Source organism: Streptomyces sp. NPDC090119 (assembly GCF_044747085.1).
In the GTDB taxonomy this organism is placed as follows: Bacteria; Actinomycetota; Actinomycetes; order Streptomycetales; family Streptomycetaceae; genus Streptomyces.
In genome coordinates this window covers 58,954-83,751 of record NZ_JBIVDK010000001.1, presented here as the reverse complement: position 1 = coordinate 83,751, position 24,798 = coordinate 58,954, and the positions used below count along the sequence as shown (strand labels likewise).

21 protein-coding genes are annotated in these 24,798 nt (G+C 71.8%); 5 read left to right on the top strand and 16 right to left on the bottom strand.

What is annotated here, in order from left to right:
- Positions 1–96: 96 nt before the first annotated feature.
- The 3 genes from ACIPPM_RS00350 to ACIPPM_RS00340 all read right to left on the bottom strand — a co-directional run bounded on the left by ACIPPM_RS00350 (position 97) and on the right by ACIPPM_RS00340 (position 3,468).
- Entirely contained in the window at positions 97–1,371 is a 1,275-nt protein-coding gene (locus ACIPPM_RS00350; RefSeq protein WP_401441694.1) for an MFS transporter, read from the bottom strand.
- A 148-nt stretch (positions 1,372–1,519) separates the two neighbouring features.
- A complete protein-coding gene (locus tag ACIPPM_RS00345; protein WP_401441693.1) occupies positions 1,520–2,485 on the bottom strand; it encodes an NAD-dependent epimerase/dehydratase family protein in 966 nt (321 codons plus the stop codon).
- Positions 2,482–3,468, bottom strand: coding sequence for a ScbA/BarX family gamma-butyrolactone biosynthesis protein (locus ACIPPM_RS00340; protein WP_401441692.1), 987 nt, complete (start codon positions 3,466–3,468; stop codon positions 2,482–2,484). Before ACIPPM_RS00340 ends, ACIPPM_RS00345 begins: the two co-directional genes overlap by 4 nt.
- Positions 3,469–3,658: 190 nt before the next feature.
- Between ACIPPM_RS00340 and ACIPPM_RS00335 the strand changes: the two genes are divergently transcribed.
- On the top strand, positions 3,659–4,372 hold the full coding sequence (locus tag ACIPPM_RS00335) for a ScbR family autoregulator-binding transcription factor (RefSeq protein WP_401441691.1): 714 nt from the start codon (positions 3,659–3,661) through the stop codon (positions 4,370–4,372).
- A 58-nt stretch (positions 4,373–4,430) separates the two neighbouring features.
- Here the strand turns inward: ACIPPM_RS00335 and ACIPPM_RS00330 are convergent, their stop codons facing one another.
- On the bottom strand, positions 4,431–4,808 hold the full coding sequence (locus tag ACIPPM_RS00330) for a winged helix-turn-helix transcriptional regulator (RefSeq protein WP_401441690.1): 378 nt from the start codon (positions 4,806–4,808) through the stop codon (positions 4,431–4,433).
- 191 nt (positions 4,809–4,999) lie between these two features.
- Here ACIPPM_RS00330 and ACIPPM_RS00325 point away from each other — a divergent pair, with 191 nt between their 5' ends.
- Both ACIPPM_RS00325 and ACIPPM_RS00320 read left to right on the top strand, forming a co-directional pair.
- Positions 5,000–6,481, top strand: a complete 1,482-nt coding sequence (locus ACIPPM_RS00325) for an MFS transporter (RefSeq protein WP_401441689.1) — start codon at positions 5,000–5,002, stop codon at positions 6,479–6,481.
- Positions 6,482–6,724: 243 nt separating this feature from the next.
- Positions 6,725–7,345, top strand: coding sequence for a hypothetical protein (locus ACIPPM_RS00320; protein ID WP_393592508.1), 621 nt, complete (start codon positions 6,725–6,727; stop codon positions 7,343–7,345).
- A 152-nt stretch (positions 7,346–7,497) separates the two neighbouring features.
- On the opposite strand, the gene ACIPPM_RS00315 is transcribed toward ACIPPM_RS00320, so the two are convergent.
- The 5 genes from ACIPPM_RS00315 to ACIPPM_RS00295 all read right to left on the bottom strand — a co-directional run bounded on the left by ACIPPM_RS00315 (position 7,498) and on the right by ACIPPM_RS00295 (position 11,253).
- Complete coding sequence (locus ACIPPM_RS00315; protein ID WP_401441688.1) at positions 7,498–8,130, bottom strand: hypothetical protein; 633 nt, start codon at positions 8,128–8,130, stop codon at positions 7,498–7,500.
- A gap of 63 nt (positions 8,131–8,193) precedes the next feature.
- Positions 8,194–8,895: a ribonuclease HII gene (locus ACIPPM_RS00310; RefSeq protein WP_393911931.1), complete on the bottom strand. Its 702-nt coding sequence runs from the start codon at positions 8,893–8,895 to the stop codon at positions 8,194–8,196.
- Positions 8,896–8,979: 84 nt separating this feature from the next.
- Entirely contained in the window at positions 8,980–9,891 is a 912-nt protein-coding gene (locus tag ACIPPM_RS00305; RefSeq protein ID WP_401441687.1) for an ADP-ribosylglycohydrolase family protein, read from the bottom strand.
- A 12-nt stretch (positions 9,892–9,903) separates the two neighbouring features.
- On the bottom strand, positions 9,904–10,563 hold the full coding sequence (locus tag ACIPPM_RS00300; protein WP_401441686.1) for a histidine phosphatase family protein: 660 nt from the start codon (positions 10,561–10,563) through the stop codon (positions 9,904–9,906).
- 81 nt (positions 10,564–10,644) lie between these two features.
- Positions 10,645–11,253: a YdbC family protein gene (locus ACIPPM_RS00295; RefSeq protein WP_401441685.1), complete on the bottom strand. Its 609-nt coding sequence runs from the start codon at positions 11,251–11,253 to the stop codon at positions 10,645–10,647.
- Positions 11,254–11,404: 151 nt separating this feature from the next.
- Here ACIPPM_RS00295 and ACIPPM_RS00290 point away from each other — a divergent pair, with 151 nt between their 5' ends.
- Positions 11,405–11,938, top strand: a complete 534-nt coding sequence (locus tag ACIPPM_RS00290) for a TerD family protein (RefSeq protein ID WP_401441684.1) — start codon at positions 11,405–11,407, stop codon at positions 11,936–11,938.
- Between the two features lie 92 nt (positions 11,939–12,030).
- On the opposite strand, the gene ACIPPM_RS00285 is transcribed toward ACIPPM_RS00290, so the two are convergent.
- The 3 genes from ACIPPM_RS00285 to nrdR all read right to left on the bottom strand — a co-directional run bounded on the left by ACIPPM_RS00285 (position 12,031) and on the right by nrdR (position 16,770).
- Positions 12,031–12,936 (bottom strand): NADP-dependent oxidoreductase, encoded by a 906-nt coding sequence (locus ACIPPM_RS00285; protein ID WP_401441683.1) that lies wholly within the window; start codon positions 12,934–12,936, stop codon positions 12,031–12,033.
- Positions 12,937–13,134: 198 nt separating this feature from the next.
- On the bottom strand, positions 13,135–16,035 hold the full coding sequence (locus ACIPPM_RS00280; protein ID WP_401441682.1) for a vitamin B12-dependent ribonucleotide reductase: 2,901 nt from the start codon (positions 16,033–16,035) through the stop codon (positions 13,135–13,137).
- 165 nt (positions 16,036–16,200) lie between these two features.
- The gene (nrdR, locus tag ACIPPM_RS00275) at positions 16,201–16,770 is read right to left on the bottom strand and encodes a transcriptional regulator NrdR (RefSeq protein WP_401441681.1); all 570 of its coding nucleotides are present in this window, start codon (positions 16,768–16,770) and stop codon (positions 16,201–16,203) included.
- Between the two features lie 582 nt (positions 16,771–17,352).
- Between nrdR and lexA the strand changes: the two genes are divergently transcribed.
- Positions 17,353–18,129: a transcriptional repressor LexA gene (gene lexA, locus ACIPPM_RS00270; protein ID WP_030803240.1), complete on the top strand. Its 777-nt coding sequence runs from the start codon at positions 17,353–17,355 to the stop codon at positions 18,127–18,129.
- 124 nt (positions 18,130–18,253) lie between these two features.
- Here the strand turns inward: lexA and ACIPPM_RS00265 are convergent, their stop codons facing one another.
- The 4 genes from ACIPPM_RS00265 to ACIPPM_RS00250 form a co-directional block, all read right to left on the bottom strand.
- Complete coding sequence (locus tag ACIPPM_RS00265) at positions 18,254–20,248, bottom strand: ATP-dependent DNA helicase (protein ID WP_401441680.1); 1,995 nt, start codon at positions 20,246–20,248, stop codon at positions 18,254–18,256.
- A 70-nt stretch (positions 20,249–20,318) separates the two neighbouring features.
- The gene (locus ACIPPM_RS00260) at positions 20,319–21,071 is read right to left on the bottom strand and encodes a GNAT family N-acetyltransferase (RefSeq protein ID WP_401441679.1); all 753 of its coding nucleotides are present in this window, start codon (positions 21,069–21,071) and stop codon (positions 20,319–20,321) included.
- A gap of 32 nt (positions 21,072–21,103) precedes the next feature.
- On the bottom strand, positions 21,104–23,017 hold the full coding sequence (locus ACIPPM_RS00255; protein ID WP_401441678.1) for an IucA/IucC family protein: 1,914 nt from the start codon (positions 23,015–23,017) through the stop codon (positions 21,104–21,106).
- 180 nt (positions 23,018–23,197) lie between these two features.
- On the bottom strand, positions 23,198–24,607 hold the full coding sequence (locus ACIPPM_RS00250; RefSeq protein WP_401441677.1) for a diaminobutyrate--2-oxoglutarate transaminase family protein: 1,410 nt from the start codon (positions 24,605–24,607) through the stop codon (positions 23,198–23,200).
- Between the last annotated feature and the right edge of the window lie 191 nt (positions 24,608–24,798).

Genomic DNA, 24,798 nt, shown 5'->3' with positions numbered 1-24,798 from the left:
CTGACATCCGGCCACTCGCCCAGGTCGTGCGTGCGAGGCATCGCGCGCCAGGTTGGACTTCGCGGACATCCCCTAGGGGCGGTGGCTGCCGGTCGGCTAGGGGTGGCTGCCGGTCGGCCGGGCCTGTTCGTGCTCGGGGGCCGGGACGGGTGCGTCCGCGCGTGCCCGGGCCAGGGCCACCAGGGCGGCGATGAGCGCGATCAGGCCGCCCGCCCACAACCCGGAGCGGGCCCCGAGGGTATGGGTGGCGGCGCCGACGAAGAGGGCGCCGAGCGGGGTGCTGCCTTGCAGGATCACGGTGTAGAGGGCCATCACGCGGCCCCGGTGGGCCGGGTCGCCGCCCAGTTGGATGCGGTGGTTCGCCGCCTGGACGAAGTACAGCGAGGCGAATCCGGTCGGCACCAGCAGCACCAGCGCGACCGGCAGGCTCGGCGCCCACCCCGTGATCAGCTCCAGCGCGCCGAACGCGCACCCCCAGACCGCCACCAGCCGCGCCGAGGGGCGGGTCCGGCGCAGGGTGCCGACCAGCGCGGCCAGCAGGGAGCCTCCGGCGAGCGCCGCGGTGAGGAGCCCGAAGGAGGCGGCTTCGGTGTGGAACACGACGCGGGCCATGAGCGGCAGTGTCAACGGCAGGTTGAGGCCGAAGAGGGCGACCGCGGCGACCAGTGCGAGCGTCGTGAGCAGGTCGGGCCGGGTCCGCAGATGGGCCAGGCCCTCGGTGACACGGGCGGGTGTGGAGGGGCGGGGGGCGCGGTGCAGCTCCGCCGGGCGCATGGCGCGCAGTCCGGCGACCGTGGCCGTGTAGCTGGCGGCGTTGAGGAGCATGGCGGTGCCGGTGCCGGACCACTGGATGAGCAGCCCGGCCAGCGAAGGGCCCAGTACGCGCGCGATGTTGAAGTAGGCGCCGCTGAGCGCGGAGGCGTTGGGGAGCAGTTCGGGGCCCACGAGTTCGGTGATGAACGACAGCCGGGCCGGTACCTCCACGGCGTTGGCCACACCGAGCGCGGCGGCCGCGATGTAGACGTGCCACAGCCGGGCGGCGTCGGCGGTCACCAGCAGGCCGAGGGCCAGCGCGAAGACACCGGAGGCGATGTTGGCGCCGGTCAGGAGGGCGCGCTTGTCGTACCGGTCGGCGAGTCGGCCGCCGTACAGGGTGAGCAGGAGGACCGGGGTGAACTGGAGGGCGGTGACGGTGGCGAGGGCGGCGCCGGAGTCGCCGGTCAGCTCCAGTACGAGCCAGTCCTGGGCGACCGCCATCATCCAGGTGCCGGTGGCCGAGGCGATCTGACCGGCCGCGAAGAGCCGGAAGTTGCGCACCTTGAGGGAGCGCAGGCTGGTGGCGAGCAGGTGCCGGCCGGTTCCTCGCGTCATGGTCCGGTCCTACCAGGGGCGTCCGGATGTGGGCCGAGCCGCGCCGGGCGCGACGCGGATCCCGGCCACGCGCGCATGGCCGGGATCTGAGAACGCCGTCTTATGTCACCGCGTCTTAGGTCGCCGCGTCTTAAGTCACCGCGTCCGCTCAAACCCCGGTCGACGCCCGGATTCCCGGAGCGGCAGCCCCGGCCTGACCGCGATACCAGTCGGCGTACGCCGGGAAGCGCGCGGCGAATCCGGCGCCCGGCTCGACGCCGTACCCGCTCCAGAGCGACTCGTCGGTGAACCAGTGGTCGACGGCGAGCATGCCGAGGTGGTGACGGGCGGCGGGGTGGTCGTGGACCCGCTGCCGGGCGGTCTCGGCCGAGACGCGTGGGGTGTCGTCGGCGAAGAGGCCGAACGTCTCGGCCACGGTGGACAGCAGGGTCTCCCCCGGCACGGGGACCGGGTGGCTGACGTAGTGGACGCGTCCCGCACCGTGCGCGGGGCCCGTCGTGGCCGCGGCGAACGCGATCCGCCCCAGGGTGTCCGCGTCGATCATCGACTGGAGCCCGGCCCAGCCGTCCGGCAGGCCGCCCAGGGTGCGCAGCAGGGCGAGGATGCCAGGGATCACCCAGCGGTCGCCCCTGCCGTGGACGAAGTGGGGGCGCAGGACCGTTCCGCCCGCCGCCAGAACGTGCTCCTCGGCGGCCGCGCGGGTGCGGCTGGTGTCGGAGGCGGGGGCGAGGAGCACCTCGCCGGGCCGGGCGTCGCGGAAGGGGCCGCGCCCGTGCACGGCCGCCGTGCTGACGTACACGAACCGTGCGACCCCGGCCCGGCGTACCTCGCCCGCCAGGGCGCGGGTGCCGAGGTCGTTGGCCTGGCGCAGTAGCTCCGCGTCGCCGCCGACCCGCCCGGCGCAGTGCACGACGGCGTCCACGTCCGCGCAGGCGCGGTGCAGCGAGGCGGGGTCGGTGAGGTCACCGTGCGCGTACTCGACGGCGGGGTCGGGCGTGGCCGGTGGCGTACGGACGAGCAGCCGGAGCCGTACGTCCTCGGCGGCGCGGGCGGCGCTCAGGACGTGCCCGCCGATGAAACCACTCGATCCGGTGATGAGGACGCGCCGGGTCATCGGGGCACCTCCGGGGCCTCGCCGAGGGTGGCCGTGAAGACGGGCTCGCCGCTCTGGACCCCCTCCACGTGGACCAGAACATCACCCTCGGGGGAGGTTTCGCGCCGGGCGCGGACAAGACACGGCTCGTGCAGTTCGGTGTACCGGTGGAAGTTGATCACCATCGAGGCGGGCACGAAGTGGCCCTCGGGAGTCAGCGCGAGGGCGGCCTGCCGGGCGGCCTCCAACAGCACCATGCCGGGGACGTGGTCGTTGGCCCGCGCAAAGAGCGTGGGGTGGGCGGTGTCGAGCCGCAGGAGCCAGCCTGACCCGTCCTCGGAGGGCGCGAGCACGACGTCCCGGGGGGCACGACGACCGACCCGCTCGGCCGGTACGCCCTCCAGCAGCGGTACCGCGTCGCCGACCGCGGCCAGTTGGTCGCCGCGCAGACGGCGGTAGGCCCGCGCCGAGGTGCAGCTCAGGCTGCCGGTGCTGGTGGCCAGCCGACGCCCGCCGCGCTCGAAGGTCAGCCGCACCCGCATTCCGGCGAGGCTCCTGGCCCGCATCTGGATCTCGGAGCACTCCAGGACGACGTCGATGCGGCCCGAGGCCCCGTCGAGGCCGAAGTCGGCCGTGGCGAGGGAGTGCTCCAGGTCCCACATGACGAAGTGGTGGTCGGCCGGTACTCCGTACTCGGCGTGGGCCAGCATCATCGCGGCCTGCCGCGTGGTCTCCGCGATCAGCAGGGGGTCCTGGAGACCCCCGGGGAGCGGGGCGAAGAAGCGGTGGTCGGCGGGCCAGTCGACCGCGACCAAATAGCGGTGTTCGGCCAGCCGCGACCACTCCACGGGGAACGCGTCGTCGGCGTCGGGCCGGTGGACGAGTGCGCCGGTGGCCCGGTTACCGTGCGAGAGAGGTTGACCGGTGTCCTCGGAGTCCGGTACAAGAACCAGCGAGTCGGTCTGGTCTCCGGGTGGTGCGGCGGGGTCCGGGGCTTGTGTCATGACCGTCCGTCCGGCCGATGAGATGCCGTCGACGGTGCGATCGGCTATGAAACTGGCGCCTTCAGACATGGATTGCCCTTTGAGTTCGGTGCGATCAATACTCGTTCCCCCTCGACAAAATACTGACAGTCCGGTTCTCTTCGTGTGCGAACCTGATCAAGCTCTGACATAGAAACAGGGGCGACAGCCCATGGCACGCCAAGCACGCGCGATCCAGACCCGCAAGACGATCCTGCTGGCCGCGGCCGCCGTCTTCGACGAACGCGGCTACAGCGCCGCCACGATCACGGAGATCCTCGCGCGCGCCGGGGTCACGAAGGGTGGTCTGTACTTCCACTTCGCCTCCAAGGAGGAGCTGGCCCTCGGGGTGATCGCGGCCCAGCTGGAAGTGGGCCCGCTGCCCCCGCAGCGCACCAAGGTGCAGGAACTCATCGACCAGGGGCTGCTGTTCGCGCACCAGCTCCGGCACGATCCGTTGACGCGGGCCAGTGTCGGGCTGGCGATGGACCAGTGGGGCGACGGGCCGGAGCGGAGCAACCCGTTCCATGGCACCCCGTTCCAGTCCTGGGCGAACCGGCTCACCCAGCTGCTCGTGGAGGCCCGGGAGCGCGGGGAGTTGCTGCCGCACGTCGATCCGGCGGAGACCGCGGACATGCTGGCCGGTTCCTTCACCGGCATCCAGTGGATGTCGCAGATCCTGTGCGAGCGCGCGGACCTCAGCGAGCGGGTGACGGTCCTGCTGCGGCACCTCCTGCCCAGCATCACCCTCCCGCAGCTGATGCCCACCCTGGACCTCGCCCCCGACCGCGCCGAACGCCTCCTCGCCCAGCGGCCCGTGGAAGTGGACGAGCGCGCGGACGACGAGGACGACGAGGGCGACACTTCCGCTCGTATCAGCGCCTGAGACCTCACCGCGGTCAGCGTCCGAGACGCCGCCCCGGCAGACAGCGGGAGCCGCCCGCTCAGCCCGCGTCGAACTCCCGACGCGCCCGGTCGACCTTCGGCAGGTTCTCCGCCGACCACTCGGCGAGCTGGGCGAAGATCGGCGCGAGGCTGCGCCCCAGCTCGCTGATCTCGTACTCCACGCGCGGCGGCACCTCGGGGTGGTACGTGCGCACCACCAGGCCGTCCCGCTCCAGCTGGCGCAGCCGCTGCGTGAGCACCTTGGGCGTGATGGAGGCGATGTTCCGCTGGAGCACGACGAACCGCTGCCGCCCGAACTCGTTCAGGCACCACAGGATCGGTGTCGTCCAGCGGCTGAAGACGATGTCGAGCACCGGCGAGACCGGACAGGCCAGCTCCGGGTCGACAGGCTTCTTCTGTACGGCCGGTGCGGTCATGCGGGCCCTCCCGGGTAAGTCACTTTCCTGTAGGTACCTACTTTACTCAGGGTGCTAGCTTCCCGGAAGAACGGCCGAACGGGCCGGTCTGCAGCGGCCCTTCGGGCGATCGCGCACCACGCCCGCCGCGACGACGAGGGCCCCTGGAACCCCGCCTCCGTCCACTGAGGACGCCTCTCCGAGGGAGTGCCATGCCCACCCGAGAATCCCTGCGCGATCCCGGCCGCGACGCGGTCTCCGCTCCGCCCCACCGCCCCGGTCTGATCCTGGCCTTCTTATGCGTGGCCGGGTTCATGACCTTCCTCGACGTGTCCATCGTGAATGTCGCCCTGCCCACCATCGAGGACGAACTGGGCTTCTCGCAGACGACGTTGACGTACGTCGTCACCACCTACGGCATGCTGCTCGGCGGCTTCCTGCTGCTCACCGGGCGACTGGCCGACACCTTCGGCCGCCGCCGCATGCTGCGGACGGGGCTGGTGCTGTTCGCCCTCGCCTCGCTGGGCGCGGGCCTGGCGCAGAACGCGGCCATGCTGATCGGCGCACGGGCCGCCCAGGGACTCGGGGCCGCCTTCATCGCCACCGCCGCGCTCTCCTTGCTGACCGGCAACTTCGCCGAGGGCGCCGCACGGAACAAGGCACTCGGCGCCTGGGGCGCCCTCAGCGGCATCGCCGCCGTCGCCGGTGTCACGCTCGGCGGACTGCTCACCGACGGGCCGGGCTGGCGCTGGGTGTTCTTCATCAACGTGCCGATCGGCCTCCTGGGAGCCCTGGTGGCACCCCTGGTCGTCGCCGAGAGCCGGTCGCCGGAGCGGCGGGCGTCCTTCGACGTGGCCGGCGCCGTGCTCCTCACCGCCGGACTGGTGCTGCTGATCTTCAGCCTGGGCCTGACGGTCGACGACTCGGGCGTTCCCCTGGGCCGCGTCTACGGCGGATTCGCGCTCTCCGCCCTCCTGCTGATCGGCTTCGTGCTGGTCGAGCGCCGGGCCGGGGCGCCACTCGTCCCGCTCGAGGTCTTCGGACGCAGGTCCCTGCGTGCCGCCAACGTGGTCGCGGTCCTCCTGCTGGGCACCTGCGTGACGCTGTTCTTCTTCGCGAGCCTCTTCCTGCAGCAGGTCCTCGGCTACTCGCCGCTGCGGACCGGCCTGGCGTACGTGCCGCTCGCGGTGATCGTGGCGGTCGGCGCGGGTGTGGCCTCGCAGTTGGTCACCAAGGTCGCCGCCAAGCCGGTGCTGATGGCCGGGCTCGCGCTGACCGCCGCGGGCATGTTCCTGCTGTGGCGGGCGCCGTCCGACGCCGCCTACGCCACCGGCCTGCTGCCGGCCTTCCTGGTCTCCGGCCTCGGTCTCGGCCTGTCCTTCGTGCCGGTTCAGGTCTCGGCGTTCGCGGGGACGGACGAGGACGAGTCGGGGCTGTCCGCCGGACTGATCAACACCGCTCAGGAGGTGGGCGGCGCGCTCGGCCTGGCCGTGGCCGCCACCTATGCCTTCCGCCGGGTCGCGGAGCTGACCGCCTGGGCGGACGGTGCGCCCGCACGGGTGATCAGCGCCCGCACCGAGGTCTTCCACGACGCGTTCCTCGCCGGAGCCTGCTTCGCCACGGCGGGGCTGGTGCTGACGCTGATCCTGCTGCCGATGAGCAAGTCACCGGCTTCTGAGTCCACTTCCGCGTAAACCTGTTGACGGCGCCCGGCCCCAGGCGTCGTCACGGCCTCTGTGGGTAGGGATATAAGCCCCGGACCACCAGATAAGCGTCGGCAGCCTCAATTGCTCGTTGCCGCATCGATGTTCGACAGGAAGAATTGAAGTCCGCTCCCCGCACGGCTCGCCCGTGTTCCGGCTGGGCTTCACTGCGGTGCGCGCTCCCCCGAATTCCGACCTCGCCCGCAGTGTGGGCGCGTAGCCGAAGGGAGGAACGTGACCTTCGGATTCGCCTCGTCCTCGGCGGCCTCGTTGTCGACGTCCGCGTCCGCCGCTTCCGTCAGCCGTCTGCTCGAACCCGCCGAGTGGGCCGCCGCCGGAATCCCCCTGCTGCGCAACCCGCGCGAGGTCGTCAGCGGCCTGCACGTCCGCCACCGCCCCAAGCCGTCCACCGCGATCGTGGCCGTCCTGGACGCGGACGAACGGCTGCACGCCAGCGCCTCGTTCACCCGGCGTTCCGCCCCGGCGGACGGCTGGATGTTCCGCAACGCGCTGCTCGACCAGTTGCGCCGGGTCATCCCGCACGACCTGCGCCGCCGCACCCCGGTGCGCACCGCCGTGCTGCTGTACTGCCGCGAGGGCGACGCGCGCTGGACGGAGGAGGACGGCGCCTGGATGTGGGGGCTGCGTGACGCCTGCACGCTGCACGGGCTGCGCTGCGGCGCCTACATCACGCTGACGCACGACGGCTGGCAGGTGCTCGGCGAGGGACGCGGCGGACGCCATCCGAACGCGCACTCCACGCCGGAGCCCTTCGCCCTGTCGGAGGCGCCGCCCCTGATGCCGCGCACCGGCGGCCCGGTCTCCGAGGTCATGCGCCGGGCCGCGGCCCGCTGAGCCGGAACTCGTCGGCGTCTCGGCGCACTTCGGGTGCGCGTCGGACCCCGGACGGCACTGCGGCGCCGTGCGGGCCGAGCAGCCGCCTGCTGCCTCGTCTCGGCAGAGCGGCTGTCCGGCGCGCGCGGCGCCGTCAGTCACGCGGTGTGGGGTCAGACCCCGGCGCCCAGCACCGAGTTGACCTGCTGCGGGTCGCCGCAGACGATCAACAGGGTTCCGGCCCGCGCCTGGGCCAGCGGAAGGACGGCGGCCACGGCGTCGGCGGAGCCTCCGTTGACGGCCACCACGACCACGGGCCGGGCGGCGGCACGGGCGGCAGCGGCGCCGTCGGCGTAGAACACGTCGTCACCGGCGTCGTACTGCGCCCAGTAGGACGCCTCGCCGAAGGACAGCTCGTGCTCGGCCCACGGGTGCCGGGCGCCGGTGGTGAGCACCAGCACCTCACCGGGGGCGCGGCCGGTGTCCAGCAGCAGGTCCAGCGCCTCCTCGGCGGCGTCGAGCGCACCCTCGGCCGAGGCCGGGATCAGCTGGATCTGGGGACTGGCCGCAGGCGCGGCGGGAGCGGCCGGGCCGGACGGGCTCGGCGTGGCCGGAGCCACGTCACGCGGCGCGCGCTGCGCCGGCGGCGTGGGCCGCGGGGGGCCGGGGCGACCGGGGCGGACCGGAGCCGCCGGGCGGGGGCCGGGTACGGGACGAGGGGTCGGTGCGACGCGGCTGCTGGCCGGAGTCGCGACGGGACCCTGGGCACTCTCGTGAATCTGAGGCTCCTCGGGAAGGAGAGGCATGATTTTTATCAAACGTTAGTACGACGCCGATGGCCGGGTGACACATCGGCGTGGGCGGAAGCGTCAGAAATCGAAGCCGAGCTGGCCCTCGATCACCGGGACGCCGCCGTCCGCGAGGCCGCGGACCTTCTTGAGGTGCCGCCACCGGGGCAGCGCATCAAGATACGCCCACGACAGACGGTGGTACGGGGTGGGGCCCCGTTCCGCCAGCGCGGCCTGGTGCACGGGTGACGGATACCCGGCGTTGTCCGCGAAGGCGAAGTCTGCATGGCCGACACCGAGTTCGGCCATCATTTTGTCGCGGTGGACCTTGGCGATCACCGAGGCCGCCGCGACGGCCACGCAGGACTGGTCGCCCTTGATCACCGTGCGCACCCGCCAGGGCGCGCCGAGGTAGTCGTGCTTGCCGTCGAGGATGACGGCCTCGGGCCGGACCGGCAGGGCTTCCAGGGCGCGGACGGCGGCCAGCCGCAACGCGGCGGTCATGCCCAGGTCGTCGATCTCCTCCGGGGAGGCGTGACCGAGGGCGAAGGCCGTCACCCACGACCGCAGTATCCCGTCCAGCTCCGCCCGCCGCTTGACCGTCAGCAGTTTGGAGTCGGTCAAGCCCTCGGGCGGGCGGCGCAGTCCGGTGATCGCCGCGCAGACGGTGACGGGTCCGGCCCAGGCACCCCGCCCCACTTCGTCGACGCCGGCGATGACCTTCGCCCCGGTCGTGGCGCGGAGGGAGCGCTCGACGGTATGAGTGGGTGGTTCGTACGGCATGGCGCACTCAGACTACGCCGCCCTGCCACCGCCCCGACACCCCGGCCCCTCATCGCCGGAAACATCACAGTGGCGACCCGCGCGTCAGACGCGGACCGGCACCCACGCGGGCAGCGGCTCGGTCCGTTCCGCCCAGGCCGCGGGCGGTGCTCCCGCGCTGCCGGACGCCAGGACGCCGCCGACGATCGCGCAGGTCGTGTCCACGTCGCCGCCCACCTGGGCGGTCGTCCAGAAGGCGCGCTCAAAGTCGCCGAGGGACCGCGCGGCCGACCACAGGGCGAACGGGACGGTGTCGTGCGCGCTGGTCCGGCGCCCGCAGCCGAGGACCGCCGCGACGGTCGCCGCGTCCCCGTAGTCGAGCATGTCCCGCGCGCGGCGCAGCCCGGCGCCCACGGCGCTCCTGGGGACCAGGGCGATCACGCCGTCCAGGAGGTCCTCGGGGCTCGGCGGGCCGCCCGGAGCGGCGGCCAGGGCGGCGGCTGCGGCCACGGCCATGGCCCCGGCCACCGCTTCACGGTGCTGGTGGGTGGTGTAGGCGGAGATCTCGGCCTGGTGCGTCGCCTGCTCGGGGTCGTCCGCGTACCAGGCGCCCAGGGGCGCGATGCGCATCGCGGCGCCGTTGCCCCAGGAGCCCCGGCCCTCGAAGAGCTGGGCGGCCAGTTCGCGCCAGTCGGCGCCCTCGCGGACGAGCCGGAGCAGCCGGTTCACGGCGGGGCCGTAGCCCCGGTCGAAGTCGTGGTGAGCGGCGAAGGAGCGGGCCAGTTCGTCCTGGTGGACCATCTGGTGGGCGGCGAGAACCGACACGACGGAGCAGGCCATCTCGGTGTCGTCGGTCCACTGCCACAGCCCGGCGGGCAGCTCGCGGCGTTTGAGCAGCGGGTGGTTCACCGGGACGAAGAACTGGGAGCCGAGCGCGTCGCCCACCGCGAGGCCGCGCAGGCTGGACAGGGCACGCTCCAGGCGCCCGGCGGAGCCGGAGGAGGAATCAGGGGTCATCTTCGCGCCACTCTATCCGTCGATCCAGTGCGGCACCGGGTCCCGCCAGCGCTCGAAGGGCTTGTCCAACGCGTACTTGCCGTCCTCCCCGAGAACGAGCATGCGCACCTCGGCGTTCCCCGGGTTCGACAGGGACTCGAACTCCGCCACCGTCCAGTGGAACCACCGCATGCAGAACAGCCGCATGGCCAGCCCGTGGGTCACCAGCAGGACGTTCGGCGGGTGGTCGGGCTCCTCGAAACTGCGGAACAGGCTCTCCAGGAAGCCGCCGACGCGGTCGTACACATCCGCGCCGGACTCGCCCTGCGGGAACCGGAAGAAGAAGTGGCCGTACGCGTCCCGGTACGCCTTCTGCAGCCGTACGTCGTCGCGTTCCTGCCAGTTGCCCCAGTCCTGCTCACGCAGCCGGGGTTCCTCGCGCACGCGTATGAAGTCGGGGTCGAGACGGAAGGTGTCCAGGGTCTCGTGGGTGCGGCGGTACGGGGAGACGTAGACGCTCACCCGCTCGTCGCCGAAGATCTCCCGCAGGTGCTTGCCGGTCTCCTCCGCCTGCTCCCGGCCGCGGTCGGTCAGCGCGAGGGCGTGGTCGGGCTCGCGTTCGTACACGGAGTCATCGACGTTGCCCACTGACTCTCCGTGCCGGACAAGGACGATGCGCCGTGGTCGTGCCATGTCGGAAACCCTACGGGGAGCGGAGCGGCACCGGGCACTCGTACGGCCTTCATACGGCGTAGGTCACATCGTCCGCGCGGCTCAGACCGTCCAGGAGGGCTCCAGTTCCACGATGTCGCCGGTGAGGGAGGCTATGTCGGCCTCGGTCTGGGCGCGCAGGGCCAGCCGCTCCACGCGTTCGGTGCGGTACTTTCCGTGCTCGGCCGCCGAGCGCCACATCGACAGGACCAGGAAGTCGTGTTCGACCGCCGCCTCGCCGAACATGCCCCGGATCATGCCGGGCGAGCCCGCCATCGCCGGGTTCCAGACCTTCTCCTGCATCAGCGTGAAGTGCTCGACGCGCTCCTCGTGGACCCGGCACAGGGCGACCCGGACGAGGTCCGCGTCGGTGAAGCGGGGCTCGAAGCCGGTCTTCACGTCGAAGCGGTACTCGAACAGCTTGACCTGGGCGTCCTTGAACGTGCCGGACTGGGACGCGGCCAGCCGGTCGTGCGAGCGGGCCATGAAGGAGTCGTAGAACGCCCGGCTCTCCCAGAAGGTGAAGATGTGCGCCACTCCCGGCCGGTGCCTGCTCCAGCCTCCGCCCTGTCCCCGAAACCCCGGCTCCCCCAGAAGCCCCGCCCATTTCCGCTGCCCGCGCTCGAACCCGCGGCGGTCCACCACGGTGCAGCGCATCCACTTGACCAGCACCGCGCCATCGTACGGCCAGTCGGCGTGGCGTCGGTCACGCTCTGGCGGAGATCACCCGCGCACCCGTGCCGTATGCGTGACACGATGGGCAAGGAGTCCTGACGGCAAGGGAGTTGGGAATGACGGCGCTGCAGGGGGAAGGGGAAGCCTGGTGACCGGGTTCAGCAAGGGAATCCGCGAGGTCGAGGTCGCGCTCAAGTGGGACCCCAGTCCGGCGGGACGGCCGCCCTCCGACCTGGACATCGTCGCCGCGACGTTCACGGCGGACGACACTCACGGGGAACCGGCCTATCTGGTGCACTTCGACAGCCGTTCCCCGGACGGCACGATCTTCCTCGACCGGGACAGTCCCGACGGCAAGGGGTTCGGCTGGGACGAGGTCATGAACCTCGAACTCCAGCGCCTGGACGGCCGCTACACGCGCGTCGTCGTCGGCGTGGTGATCCAGCAGAACCGGGCCCGCACCACGTTCGGCTCGGTCCTGAACCCCGCCGTCCGCGTCAGCGAGGGCTATACGGCCCTCTTTGAGGCCGACTTCAGCACCGCCGCGGACGCCACGGCGGCCGTGGTCGCCGAGTTCGCCCGCGACGCCTCCGGCGAATGGACCTTTCACCCGGGCATCCACGGCTTCGACGAGGACCCGGCGACATTCACCCGAGTCATGGGCACCAGACGCCCCGCCTGAGCCCTCCACACCACGCGAAAGGGGCGCCGACCCACCGGCCGACGCCCCTCCACCGAGCCCGCGTCACGGGCTCAGCCGCTGATGGCATGCCCTCAGAAGGCCACGGTGATCTTTCCTGCCAGGCCGCCCTGGAGGAAGCGTTCGTGAGCGGCCTGGATCTCGTGGAGGCCGAAGGTGGCGTGCACACGCAGTCGCAGGGAGCCGCTGTCGACGAGCTCGGCCAGCTCACCCAGTCCGGCGCCGTCCTCGCGCACCTGGTTGACGGTGGTGCGAACCCCGCGTGAGGACAGATCGGGGACCGGACCGGCCTGGGTGGCGATCGACGCGTACCGGCCGCCGTCGGCCACCGCCTCGGTCACGAACGCCCCGAACGTGTCGAAGACCGCGTCGTAGGCGCCCTCTTGAAGAGCACGGGAATCGGTGGTGACCAGGTCGGCACCCTGGTCGCGGGCGAACCCGACCTGCGCGTCTCGCGAGACCAGAGCATCGACCTTCACCCCTCGGGCGCGGGCGATCTGCAGTGCCAGCCCACCGACCGCCCCCGCGGCACCCGCGATCAGCAGCCGCTCCCCCGCGGAAACCGCGAGCCATTCCAGGGTCTGCCATGCCGTCAGCCCGGGAAGCGGCAAGGTGGCCGCCTCGACCAGGCTGACCGTCTGCGGCGCGACGGCCACCGCCCGGGCCGGAAGCGCGACCAGGTCGGCCCATGTCCCCCGGCCGCTGCTGAGCTGGTGCGACATCGCGATGACGCGCTCCCCGACTTTCAGGCCGCTGTTGCCCCCGTCCACCACGATGCCGGCCAGATCCCAGCCGAGTGTCATCGGCAGCGGCGGTGCCCCCTCCCCGATGGCCCCCTCCCGCGTCTTGTCGTCGACGGGATTGATGCTGGTGGCGACGGTCCGGATCAGCACATCCCCGGAAAGCGACTCGGGCGGGGGAGCCTCGACGAGGCCGAGGACGCCGGGTGGGCCGAAACGATCGATCTGTATGGCGCGCATGGGAGCCCTTCACGTAGCCGCTGCCGACGCGCACTGCAACATCCCCGACGATCATGAAATTCCACCGTGCGCCGTACGTCGGTCGGCACAACAGCAGAGAGGGAGTCGACCAGGGGTCGACTCCCTCTCTCTCACACGCGGGTCAATGACCTCGGCACCGGATGCTCAGTGAGGCATCGGATGCCGATCCGCTCGTGTTCAGCTGCACCCGCTGGTCGAGCCGCAGCCCTCGCAGATGTAGCAGGAACCGGCGCGCTGCATCTTGGTGCCGCAGGAGAAGCAGAGCGGGGCGTCGGCCTGGATGCCCAGCTGCATCTCGACCAGCTCGGCGCTGGTGTGCGCCTGCTTGGGGGCCGGCCGGGCGGCCTCCGACTCGGCCTTCGGCGTGGCGACGGACGTCAGCTCGGTGTGCCGCGGGGCGGACTGGGCCAGAGCCTCGACGTCGACCTCGTCCTCGTCGAGGGACTGCTCGTACGAGCCGGTCTCCAGGTGACGCTGGCGCTCCTCGGCGGAGTGGATGCCGAGCGCGGACCGGGTCTCGAAGGGCAGGAAGTCCAGCGCCAGGCGGCGGAAGATGTAGTCGACGATCGACTGCGCCATCCGCACGTCCGGGTCGTCGGTCATACCGGCCGGCTCGAAGCGCATGTTGGTGAACTTCGAGACGTAGGTCTCCAGCGGCACGCCGTACTGCAGGCCCACCGACACGGCGATGGAGAAGGCGTCCATCATGCCCGCGAGAGTCGAACCCTGCTTGGACATCTTCAGGAAGACCTCGCCGAGACCGTCGTCCGGGTAGGAGTTGGCGGTCATGTAGCCCTCGGCGCCGCCGACCGTGAAGGACGTGGTGATGCCGGGACGGCCCTTGGGCAGACGCCTGCGGACCGGGCGGTACTCGACGACCTTCTCGACGGCCGCGCGGATCGTGGCCTCGGTCTTCTCGGTGACCTCGGTCTTCTCCGCCTCCTTCTTCTTGGCGGAGAGCGGCTGGCCGACCTTGCAGTTGTCGCGGTAGATGGCGAGCGCCTTGACGCCCAGCTTCCACGCCTCGTAGTAGATCTCCTCGACCTCCTCGACGGTCGCCGTCTCCGGCATGTTGACCGTCTTGGAGATGGCACCGGAGATCCAGGGCTGGATCGCGGCCATCATGCGCACGTGGCCCATCGGGGAGATGGCCCGCTCGCCCATGGCGCAGTCGAACACCTCGTAGTGCGCGGGCTTGAGACCGGGGGCGTCGATCACATTGCCGTTCTCGGCGATGTGGGCGACGACCGCCTCGATCTGCTCCTCCTGGTAGCCCAGGCGGCGCAGGGCCTGCGGCACGGTGCCGTTGACGATCTGCATCGAGCCGCCGCCGACGAGCTTCTTGAACTTCACCAGCGCGAGGTCCGGCTCGACACCGGTGGTGTCGCAGGACATCGCCAGACCGATGGTGCCGGTCGGGGCGAGCACGGACGCCTGCGAGTTACGGAAACCGTTCTTCTCGCCCAGGCGGACCACGTCCTGCCACGCCTCGGTGGCGGCGGCCCACACCGGGTTGTCGAGGTCGTCCATGTGGACGGCCACGGCGTTGGCGTCGGCGTGCTGCTTCATGACGCGCTTGTGCGCGTCGGCGTTGCGGGCGTAACCGTCGTACGGGCCGACGACCGCGGCCAGTTCGGCGGAGCGGCGGTAGGCCGTGCCGGTCATCAGGGAGGTGATGGCACCGGCGAGGGCGCGGCCGCCGTCGGAGTCGTACGCGTGGCCGGTGGCCATCAGCAGGGCGCCGAGGTTGGCGTAGCCGATGCCGAGCTGGCGGAAGGCGCGGGTGTTCTCGCCGATCTTCTGGGTCGGGAAGTCCGCGAAGCAGATCGAGATGTCCATCGCGGTGATGACCAGCTCGACAACCTTCTGGAAGCGCTCGGTCTCGAAGGACTGGTTGCCCTTGCCGTCGTCCTTCAGGAACTTCATGAGGTTCAGCGAGGCGAGGTTGCAGGACGTGTTGTCCAGGTGCATGTACTCGCTGCACGGGTTCGACGCGGTGATCCGGCCGGACTCGGGGCAGGTGTGCCAGTGGTTGATCATGTCGTCGTACTGGATGCCCGGGTCGGCACAGGCCCAGGCCGCCTCGGCGATCTTGCGGAAGAGCGCCTTGGCGTCGACCTCCTCGATGACCTCACCGGTCATCCGGGCGCGCAGGCCGAAGTCGGTGCCCTTCTCGACCGCGGTCATGAACTCGTCGTTCACGCGGACCGAGTTGTTGGCGTTCTGGTACTGGACGGAGGCGATGTCGTCGCCGCCCAGGTCCATGTCGAAGCCCGCGTCGCGCAGGACGCGGATCTTCTCCTCCTCGCTGACCTTCGTCTGGATGAAGTCCTCGATGTCGGGGTGGTCGACGTCGAGGACGACCATCTTGGCCGCGCGGCGGGTGGCGCCACCGGACTTGATGGTTCCGGCGGAGGCGTCGGCGCCCCGCATGAAGGAGACGGGACCGGAGGCGTTGCCGCCGGAGGAGAGCAGCTCCTTGGAGGAGCGGATGCGGGACAGGTTCAGACCGGCGCCCGAACCGCCCTTGAAGATCATGCCCTCTTCCTTGTACCAGTCGAGAATCGACTCCATGGAGTCGTCGACGGACAGGATGAAGCAGGCGGAGACCTGCTGGGGCTGCGGCGTGCCGACGTTGAACCAGACCGGGCTGTTGAAGCTGAAGATCTGGTGCAGCAGGGCGTAGGCCAGCTCGTGCTCGAAGATCTCGGCGTCGGCGGGCGAGGCGAAGTACGCGTGGTCCTCGCCGGCCTTGCGGTACGTCTTCACGATGCGGTCGATGAGCTGCTTGAGCCCGGTCTCGCGCTGCGGAGTGCCGACGGCACCCCGGAAGTACTTGCTGGTGACGATGTTGACCGCGTTCACCGACCAGAAGTCGGGGAACTCGACGCCACGCTGCTCGAAGTTGATCGAGCCGTCGCGCCAGTTGGTCATGACGACGTCTCGGGGCTCCCACGCCACCTCGTCGTACGGGTGCACACCGGGGGTGGTGTGGACGCGCTCGACGCTCAGCCCCTTGCCGGCCTTGGTTCCCTTGGCGCGGGAACCTCGTGCCGGACCGCTCGCCGTCTCTGTCATGCCGCCTCCCATGTACGGGCGAAAACGCCCCGAAATGCCCCGATGTTCCCAGGGCACGGTGTTCTGTCTGGTGTCGCGGGCACCCTCAGCCGAGACCCGCGACAGGTCTTTGATTCGCCGCCCGACGGTCGGCCCGGGGACTCGGCCCCGGTTCCGGCCGGCCGGTCAGTCGGCGGCGCGGGCGGGCACGGGGACCTGCGTGGTCCGTCCCGGCCCGCTCCGGTCTTCCTGGCTCCCCGCGACAGCGCCCTCGCCGCACTCGACGTCCTCGTCGTCGGCGGCGGGGTCCGGCGTCGCTTCACGCAGTTCGGCGATGGCCGCCTCGAAGTCCTCCAGCGAGTTGAACGCCCGGTAGACCGAGGCGAACCGCAGATAGGCGACGAGGTCGAGCTCCTGCAACGGGCCGAGTATGGCCAGCCCCACGTCGTGGGTGGTCAGCTCGGCGCTCCCGGTGGCCCGCACCGCCTCCTCGACCCGCTGGCCGAGCTGGGCGAGCGCGTCCTCGGTCACGGGGCGCCCCTGGCACGCCTTGCGCACCCCGTTGATGACCTTGGTGCGGCTGAACGGCTCGGTGACCCCGGACCGCTTCACCACCATGAGCGAACACGTCTCCACGGTCGTGAAACGACGGGAGCAGTCCGGGCACTGGCGGCGTCGGCGGATCGACGTGCCGTCGTCGGTCGTACGACTGTCGACCACACGGCTGTCGGGGTGCCTGCAGAAGGGGCAGTGCATGCTCTCCAACCCTCCTCACAGCAGACTCGATGGCCTCGCCGGGCCTCAGGGGCCTCACGAAGCAGCCCCCAGCATAGGCGATCGCGGAGGCCCCGAAGACCCAGGGGCCAAGATCAACCACAACTTGTGGGGCCCTGTAGCCGCTTCACCACTACATGTAGGGATGACTCAGATTTCGCGACAAACGCGCGTGTCGCTGTGGACAGAGGCGCCGGGAGCGGCCCGGGAGGGCGCCGGAGCGACACGCGAGCACCTCACGCACGGCCCGGCAGACCCACGGAGATACGGTGAGCGCCACGCGGAGCCCGCGAGTGATCCCGGCGGGGGTCATGCCGCGAGCGGACCCGGCCACCGGTCGGTCACCGTTCGAATGGCACACTGACGGCGACCGCGAGGCCGTCCGCCCCGGCGGTGAAGAGTACAACAATGGGCCCTTTTGCCCGCCGGGCGCTGCGGAGGCTATACACCCGGACACTTGATCGCGTCAGGTGAATCGGACTTTTTCACTCGAACGTGTGTTTGGCGCAACCTTTCGAAAGCTACTACCGTTGTGCAGCAGGGAGACCATCGAGAGGGGCCGACGTGACCACGACCGCAGACAGTGCCGCCATCACCGCCCAGGACCGCTCCCAGGGCCGGGTGGAGCCGGTGCACGCGATGAACGAAGCCGCGCCCGAAGGACACAAGCGCTCCCTGCCGGGCCGACCTCCAGGCATTCGCGCGGACAGTTCGGGGCTCACCGACCGCCAGCGCCGGGTGATCGAGGTGATCCGGGACTCCGTGCAGCGTCGTGGCTACCCGCCGTCCATGCGGGAGATCGGCCAGGCCGTCGGCCTCTCCAGCACCTCGTCCGTCGCGCACCAGCTGATGGCGCTCGAGCGCAAGGGCTTCCTGCGCCGCGACCCGCACCGCCCCCGCGCGTACGAGGTACGCGGCTCCGACCAGGCGGTCAGCGTCCAGCCCACGGACACCGCCGGCAAGCCCGCCGCGTCGTACGTCCCGCTGGTCGGCCGCATCGCGGCCGGTGGCCCGATCCTCGCCGAGGAGTCCGTCGAGGACGTCTTCCCCCTCCCCCGGCAGCTCGTCGGCGACGGTGAGCTGTTCGTCCTCAAGGTCGTCGGCGACTCCATGATCGAAGCCGCGATCTGTGACGGCGACTGGGTCACGGTCCGCCGCCAGCCCGTCGCGGAGAACGGCGACATCGTGGCCGCCATGCTCGACGGCGAGGCCACGGTCAAGCGCTTCAAGCGCGAGGACGGCCATGTCTGGCTCCTCCCGCACAACGCGGCGTACGAGCCGATCCCCGGCGACGACGCCACCATCCTCGGCAAGGTCGTCGCGGTCCTGCGCCGCGTGTGACGCCCGCACCGGACGAGCCACCCGGCTCGTCCCCCCACACCGGGCCCCGGAACCCCTGCGCCGGTTCCGGGGCCCTGCCATTGCCGTCAGCGGTTGGTCACCTCCAGCCGCCCGCGCCTCCGGCTCACTCCCCCTCGGCCCCCTGGGCCCCCTCGGCCGCCTTGGCCATCGCGTCGATCGCCGCGAGCGACTTGCGCACCTGATTCCGGTCCGTCGTGGACCAGAAGTCGGGCAGGGACGCCTTCAGATAGGACCCGTAGCGAGCGACCGCCAGCCGCTGATCCAGTACGGCGACCACACCGCGGTCCCCGGTGGCCCGGACGAGCCGACCGGCGCCCTGTGCCATGAGCAGCGCCGCATGGGTGGCCGCGACCGCCATGAAGCCGTTGCCTCCCGCGTCCTCCACCGCCTTCTGGCGGGCGCTCATCAGCGGGTCGTCGGGGCGCGGGAACGGGATCTTGTCCATGACCACCAGCTGACAGCTGGCACCCGGCACATCCACGCCCTGCCACAGCGACAGCGTGCCGAAGAGGCAGGTGCGGGGGTCGGCCGCGAAGTTCTTGATCAGCTCACCCAGCGTCTCCTCGCCCTGGAGCAGGATGGGGAACTCGGGGATGCGTACCCGCAGCTCCTCCGCCGCGAGCTGGGCGGCCCGCATGGACGAGAACAGGCCGAGCGTGCGGCCACCGGCGGCCTGGATCAGCTCGGTCAGCTCGTCCAGCATGTCGCCGCGGTCGCCGTCCCGCGCGGGGCGGGCGAGATGCTTGGCGATGTAGAGGATGCCCTGCTTGCGGTAGTCGAAGGGCGAGCCGACGTCCACGCCCTTCCACTGCGGCAGGTCGTCGCCCTCGGTCCCCTCCGGAGCGAGCCCCAGGGAGGCGCCGACACCGTTGAAGTCGCCGCCGAGCTTCAGGGTCGCCGAGGTGAGGACGACACTGCGTTCGGTGAAGAGCTTCTCCCTGAGCAGCCCGGACACCGACATCGGGGCGACCCGCAGGGAGGCGCCGAAGCGGTCGTGGCGCTCGTACCAGACGACGTCCCACTCCGAGCCGTTCAGCACCCGCTCCGCCACGGAGTGCACCGTCTCCACCGAGGCCAGCGCCTGCTTGCGGACCGCGTCCTCGTCCTGCACGGACTTGTCACGGGTCGAGCCGAGCGCGGTGATCACCGTGCGGGACGCGTCGCGCAGGGCAGCCAGGGCGTAGCCGAGGTCCTCCGGGATCTCCTCCAGGCGGCCGGGCAGGGCCAGCTCCATCAGCCGCTCGAAGCCCTCGGCGGCGGTCAGGAGCTGGTCGGCGGCCTTCTCGTTGACGAGCTTCGCGGAGCGGCGGACCGCCCGGTTGACCTGGCCGGGGGTGAGTTCGCCGGTGGCGGCGCCGGTGACCCGCGAGACGAGTTCATGCGCCTCGTCCACGATCAGCACCTCGTGCTGGGGCAGCACCGGGGCGCCCTCGATGGCGTCGATCGCCAGCAGCGCGTGGTTGGTCACCACGACCTCCGCGAGCTTGGCGCGTTCCCGGGCCATCTCGGCGAAGCACTCGGCTCCGTAGGCACACTTCGAGGCGCCGAGGCACTCCCGGGAGGAGACCGACACCTGGGCCCAGGCGCGGTCGGAGACGCCCGGGGTGAGGTCGTCCCGGTCGCCGTTCTCCGTCTCGTCCGACCAGTCGCGCAACCGGAGCAGGTCCTGGCCCAGCTTGCTGGTGGGCGCGGCCGCCTCGAACTGGTCGAAAAGTCCGTCCTCCTCGTCCTGCGGCATGCCCTCGTGCAGCCGGTGCAGGCACAGATAGTTCGACCGGCCCTTGAGCATGGCGAACTCCGGGCGGCGCCGCAGCAGCGGGTGCAGGGCGTCGACCGTGCGCGGCAGATCGCGCTCCACGAGCTGGCGCTGGAGTGCCAGCGTGGCGGTGGCGACGACGACCCGCTCCCCGTGCGCGAGCGCGGGCACGAGATAACCGAGCGACTTTCCGGTGCCGGTACCGGCCTGGACCAGCAGATGGGAGCTGTCGTCGATCGCCTCGGCGACCGCTTCGGCCATGGTCACCTGGCCAGGCCGCTCCATGCCGCCGACGGCGGAGACAGCGGCGTGGAGGAGTTCGGGGAGTGAGGGCTTCGTCATAGCCCGACCACCCTACGGCCCCGCACTGACAATCGTGCCCGGCCGCCGGGGCGGGCGGAGCGGGATGCGGTCACCGGACCTGGGCCCGGTGCCGATCCTGGTCCCGATCCCGGTCCCGGATCATGAGGGCGGCCCGCTTGCCGGGCAGGTCGACCTCCCCCGAGCACCGGAACCCGGCCCTGAGGAAGGCGGTCACCGAGGGGGTGTTCCGCAGGTCGGGTTCCGCGACGACGCGGGTGCAGGCGCGGCGGCGCTCCATGACCAAGGCGGCCACGGCCGTGAGCAGGGCCGAACCGAGTCCGCGTCCCCGGTGCGCGGCGCCCCCGATGAGCAGGTGGACGCCCGTGTCGTGCGGGAGCGCCGGGTAGTGGTGGGCCAGCGGGTCGAGGTCCGCCCGGTAGATCTCCCAGTAGCTCAGCGCGGTGCCGTCGAGCAGGCCCAGGCAGGGCACGCTGCGTCCGTCGCCGTCGAGTTGGGCGCGAAGGTGCCGCTCCGTCCGATCCCGGGGTCCTGCCAGCTCCCAGAACGCGGCGATCTCGGGGTCGTTCATCCAGCCGTGGACGAGAGGGAGATCGCGGCCGAGGCGCACCGGGACCAGCTCGAAGGTGCCCGCAGGAGTGGGGATCGGCCCCCAGGTGTGGACTCCGTCCAGCAGGTCGGCCCCGCGCGGTGAGCCCTGGCCGGGCAACTCCGCGCGGAGTGCGCCGGGTTCGCCGGGCCAGCGCAGGTTCAGTGTCTCTTCGCTGTCCCAGGGCGGCAGGCTCGGGCAGTCGGGCGCGACCGGGGCAGGAAGGGCTCCGGCGTCGGTGTCGGTGAGGGACACGCGCGCTCCTCTCGTTCGGGGCGGGAACAGGGTCAGGAATGAAGGGGGTTGGCGATGGTCACGTAGACCGACTGGGTGTCGACGGGGCCGACGAGTTCGTCCAGGCCGTGCAGCCGGGTCAGCAGGTTGGCCTTGCAGCGCAGTACGGGTGAGTCGAGCAGGTTGCCCGGCAGGGAGCTGCGCGATGCGGCGGGACCGGAGGCGGCGGCGGTGAGGAAGCGGCGGAACGCGGCGAGGAGGAGTTGCTCGTCGGCGAGGCGCTGGGAGCCGAAGGCGCCGATGAGGCCGAACACGTTGTTGATGGCGAGGTAGTAGGCGAAGCGTTCGTCGGTGACCTCGTCGGAGACGAAGGTGTCGCTACGCTCCCCGATTCCGGGCAGCCGGGCATCGAGTTCGGCGCGCCGGGACTCGCGGAAGTAGTAGCCCTGGTTGTCGCGGTAGCGGCCGCCGGCCGGCCAGCCGTCCTGGTCGAGGCGGAGCAAGGTGTTCTGCTGGTGCGCCTCCAGCGCGATTCCGGCCTCGCCGTCGAGCCAGAGCACGGGCCGGACGACCTGTTCGAGGTAGCGCAGGAACCACTCGGCGGCTACCGCGCCCACGGGTCGGCCGGTGCGGGCGGCGAGGCGCGCGACGAGCAGGGCCAGCCGGGAGCGGAGGGGCCCGGGGTCCGCCGTCGGGTCCTGGTGCGGAACCGGCCGCGGTGAGACCAGTCCGGCGACGCAGCCGATGTCGTCGGTGGGGGCGAACGGGGCGTGCCTGATCATCACGTCGAGACCGGGCACGGGCAGCCCGTCCGGGTCGTCGACGGCGAGCCAGGCCGGGTCGCGGACGATGTCGAAGCCGGGGTGGGCGGCCTGCCACTCCTTCGCCAGCCCGGTGCGCAGCAGGCGGTGCACCTCGACGCCCCGGTGGAGTTCCTTGCGCAGGTTCTCCCGGCGGGAGTTGGTGATGCGCAGGCCGAGGGAGAGCTTGAGCATCGCCGGGGAGCCCGAGCGTTGGACGGTGCGCACGGAGGAGGTGGTGTACCAGGGCGAGCCGAGGGGGCCGAGGTCGCGCAGGAGACCGGCGTCCAGCAGGGCGGCGACGGGTGCGCGGTGCCGTGCGTCGCGGGCCTGCCAGGGGTGCAGGGGAAGGGCGCCGTAGCCGTCGGGCAGGGGGAGGGCGGTTCCGGCGAGTTGCCGGATGAGCTGCTCGGCGGGGAGGGGACGGCCGCGTTCGGTCCAGGCCGAGTCGGAGGCGAGCAGGGCGGGGGCGACGGCCATCCAGTGCAGGGGGAAGGAGCCGCGCGTCTCCGGCGCGTACTGCCGGGCCTCGGTCTCGGTGAGTCCCTCGCGGCTCTTCGGGGTGGGGTGCAGGGGGTGGCCGAGGAGCAGAGACTGCTCGGCGTCGAGGAAGAGGTCCGGTCCGTCCTCGGGGTGGGTGCGGCGGTCGCGCAGGAAGGTGGCGGTGTGCCGTTGTGAGTCGGCGACGCGGGCGACGAGGTCGGCACCGTCCGGAGCACCGCCCCAGGGTGCGGCGGTGCCGGGGGTCTCGCGGGTGAGCAGGGCGGCGAGGGTGACGGCGTCCACGGTGGGGGCGTGTTCCGGGGCGCCGGAGAGCCGGGGTGGGCCGAAGCGGTGCCAGCCGGTCGGGGACCAGTGGCGTACGGGAGTGATGAGGGCGGTGCCGCTGGCGGGCAGCGGGATGTGCAGGACGCCGCTTTCGGGGGCGCCGAGACCGGTCTCGCGTACCCAGCAGCGCAGCAGGTTCTCCACCGCCGCAGCCTGGGCCGCGAGGTGCGGATCGGGGGCCTCCAGTGGATCGGCGTCGGGCTCGGCCGCCCGTACGGCGCCCGGCGTGCGGCGCTTCTGGTGCGGCACCGCGTCGGCGAGCGGTACGGGGGTGCTGCCGGGGTCCGCCGGTTCGTCGGGGGTCTCGGAACGGCCGTCGGGTGCGGGGGTGGCGTTCATGACAATTCCTTGGAGGGGGTGCGGGGCGGGTCGCGGAGGGTTCCGCACGTGGGAAGGGGGTGGGGCGGTGACGCGGTTCCGGAGTCGACCGAGGGTGCGGCACTGCCTGGAGGTGGGCTCACCGCTCTCCGCCGACGCGCGGGGGTGGTGCGCGTCGGCGGTGGGGTGAGCTGGCGTGGGCTAGCCCGTGCGTTGGCGGTCGCGGCTCGCGGCGGTCACCGCGTCGGCGAGGCGGTCCAGTACGGCCGACGCCTGCTCGTCGCTGATCGTCAGCGGCGGCAGGAGCCGTACGACGCTGTTGTGGCGGCCGCCGAGTTCCACGATCAGCCCCCGGTCGAGGCACTCGCGCTGGACGGCGATGGCGAGTTCGGGGTCGGCGGGGTGGGGCGCCGCCGCGGAGTCCCAGCCGTCCGACTCGGGGCCGCGCGCTTCCGGTACGGGCCCGGCCGCCGGGTTCACCAGCTCGACCCCGATCATCAGCCCGCGCCCGCGCACGTCTCCCACGCAGGCGAACGCGTGCTGGAGCTGGCGGAGTTGGTCCAGCATGCGGGCGCCGAGGGTGGCGGCTCGTTCGGCGAGGCCGTTCTCGCGGACATGGATGAGGGTGGCGGTGCCCGCGGCCATGGCGAGCTGGTTGCCCCGGAAGGTGCCCGCGTGGGCACCGGGCGGCCAGACGTCGAGTTCCTCGCGGTAGACGACGACGGCCAGCGGGAGGCTGCCGCCGATGGCCTTGGACAGGACCATCACGTCGGGGGTGATCCCGCTGTGGTCGACGGCCCAGAAGGCACCGGTGCGGCCGACGCCGGTCTGGACCTCGTCCGCGATCAGCGGGATGGACCGGTCGGCGGTGACCCGGCGCATCCGGCGCAGCCAGTCGTCCGGTGCCGGGATCACACCGCCCTCGCCCTGGACGGGCTCGAGGATCATCCCGGCCGGGCGGGCCACGCCCGACTTGGGGTCGTCGAGGACGGACTCGGTCCAGCGGGCGCCGAGTTCGGCGCCGCGCGGGCCGCCGACACCGAAGGGGCAGCGGTAGTCCTGCGGGTAGGGCAGGCGGCCGACCCGGAGGTCGGGGGCGCCGCCGGAGGCGGCCAGGGCGCCCGCGGTCATGCCGTGGTAGGCGCCGGTGAAGGCGAGGATGCCGTCGCGGCCGGTCGCGGCCCGGACCAGCTTGAGGGCGGCCTCCACCGCGTCGGTCCCGGCCGGGCCGCAGAACTGCACCCGGGCCCGGTCGGCGAACCCGGCGGGCAGGGTGCGGAACAGCTCGGTGGTGAAGGCGTCCTTGACCGGGGTCGCCAGGTCCAGCACGGACAGGGGTGCGCCGGAGTCGAGGACCTTGCGGATGGCCTCCAGCACGACGGGGTGGTTGTGGCCGAGGGCCAGGGTTCCGGCGCCGGAGAGGCAATCGAGGTAACGGCGGCCGTCCGCGCCCTCGATGGTGAGGCCACGCGCCCGCACGGGCACGATGGGCAGGGCTCGGGCGTAGGTACGCGCGGCGGACTCGCGCGCCGACTGGCGCCTGAGAATCCCCTCGTGCACGGCCGGAGTTCCCCGGTGGGTGCTGTCGGCCTCCGACTCGGTCACGGCCACGGCTCGCTGTCCTCCCGCTGTCCAGAGGCGAGTTGCTCGACAGGGACGGGCGCAGGCAGCGGTCCCCCACGGCTACCAACCGCCGACGCGGCGCCTGGTTACGGGTTGCGTCAAGATCCTTGCCGTGACGTAACCGTTGCGGTCCCGTCGGATGTCCCGTACGGCGAGCGCATAGTGTGTGGTCCCGTTCC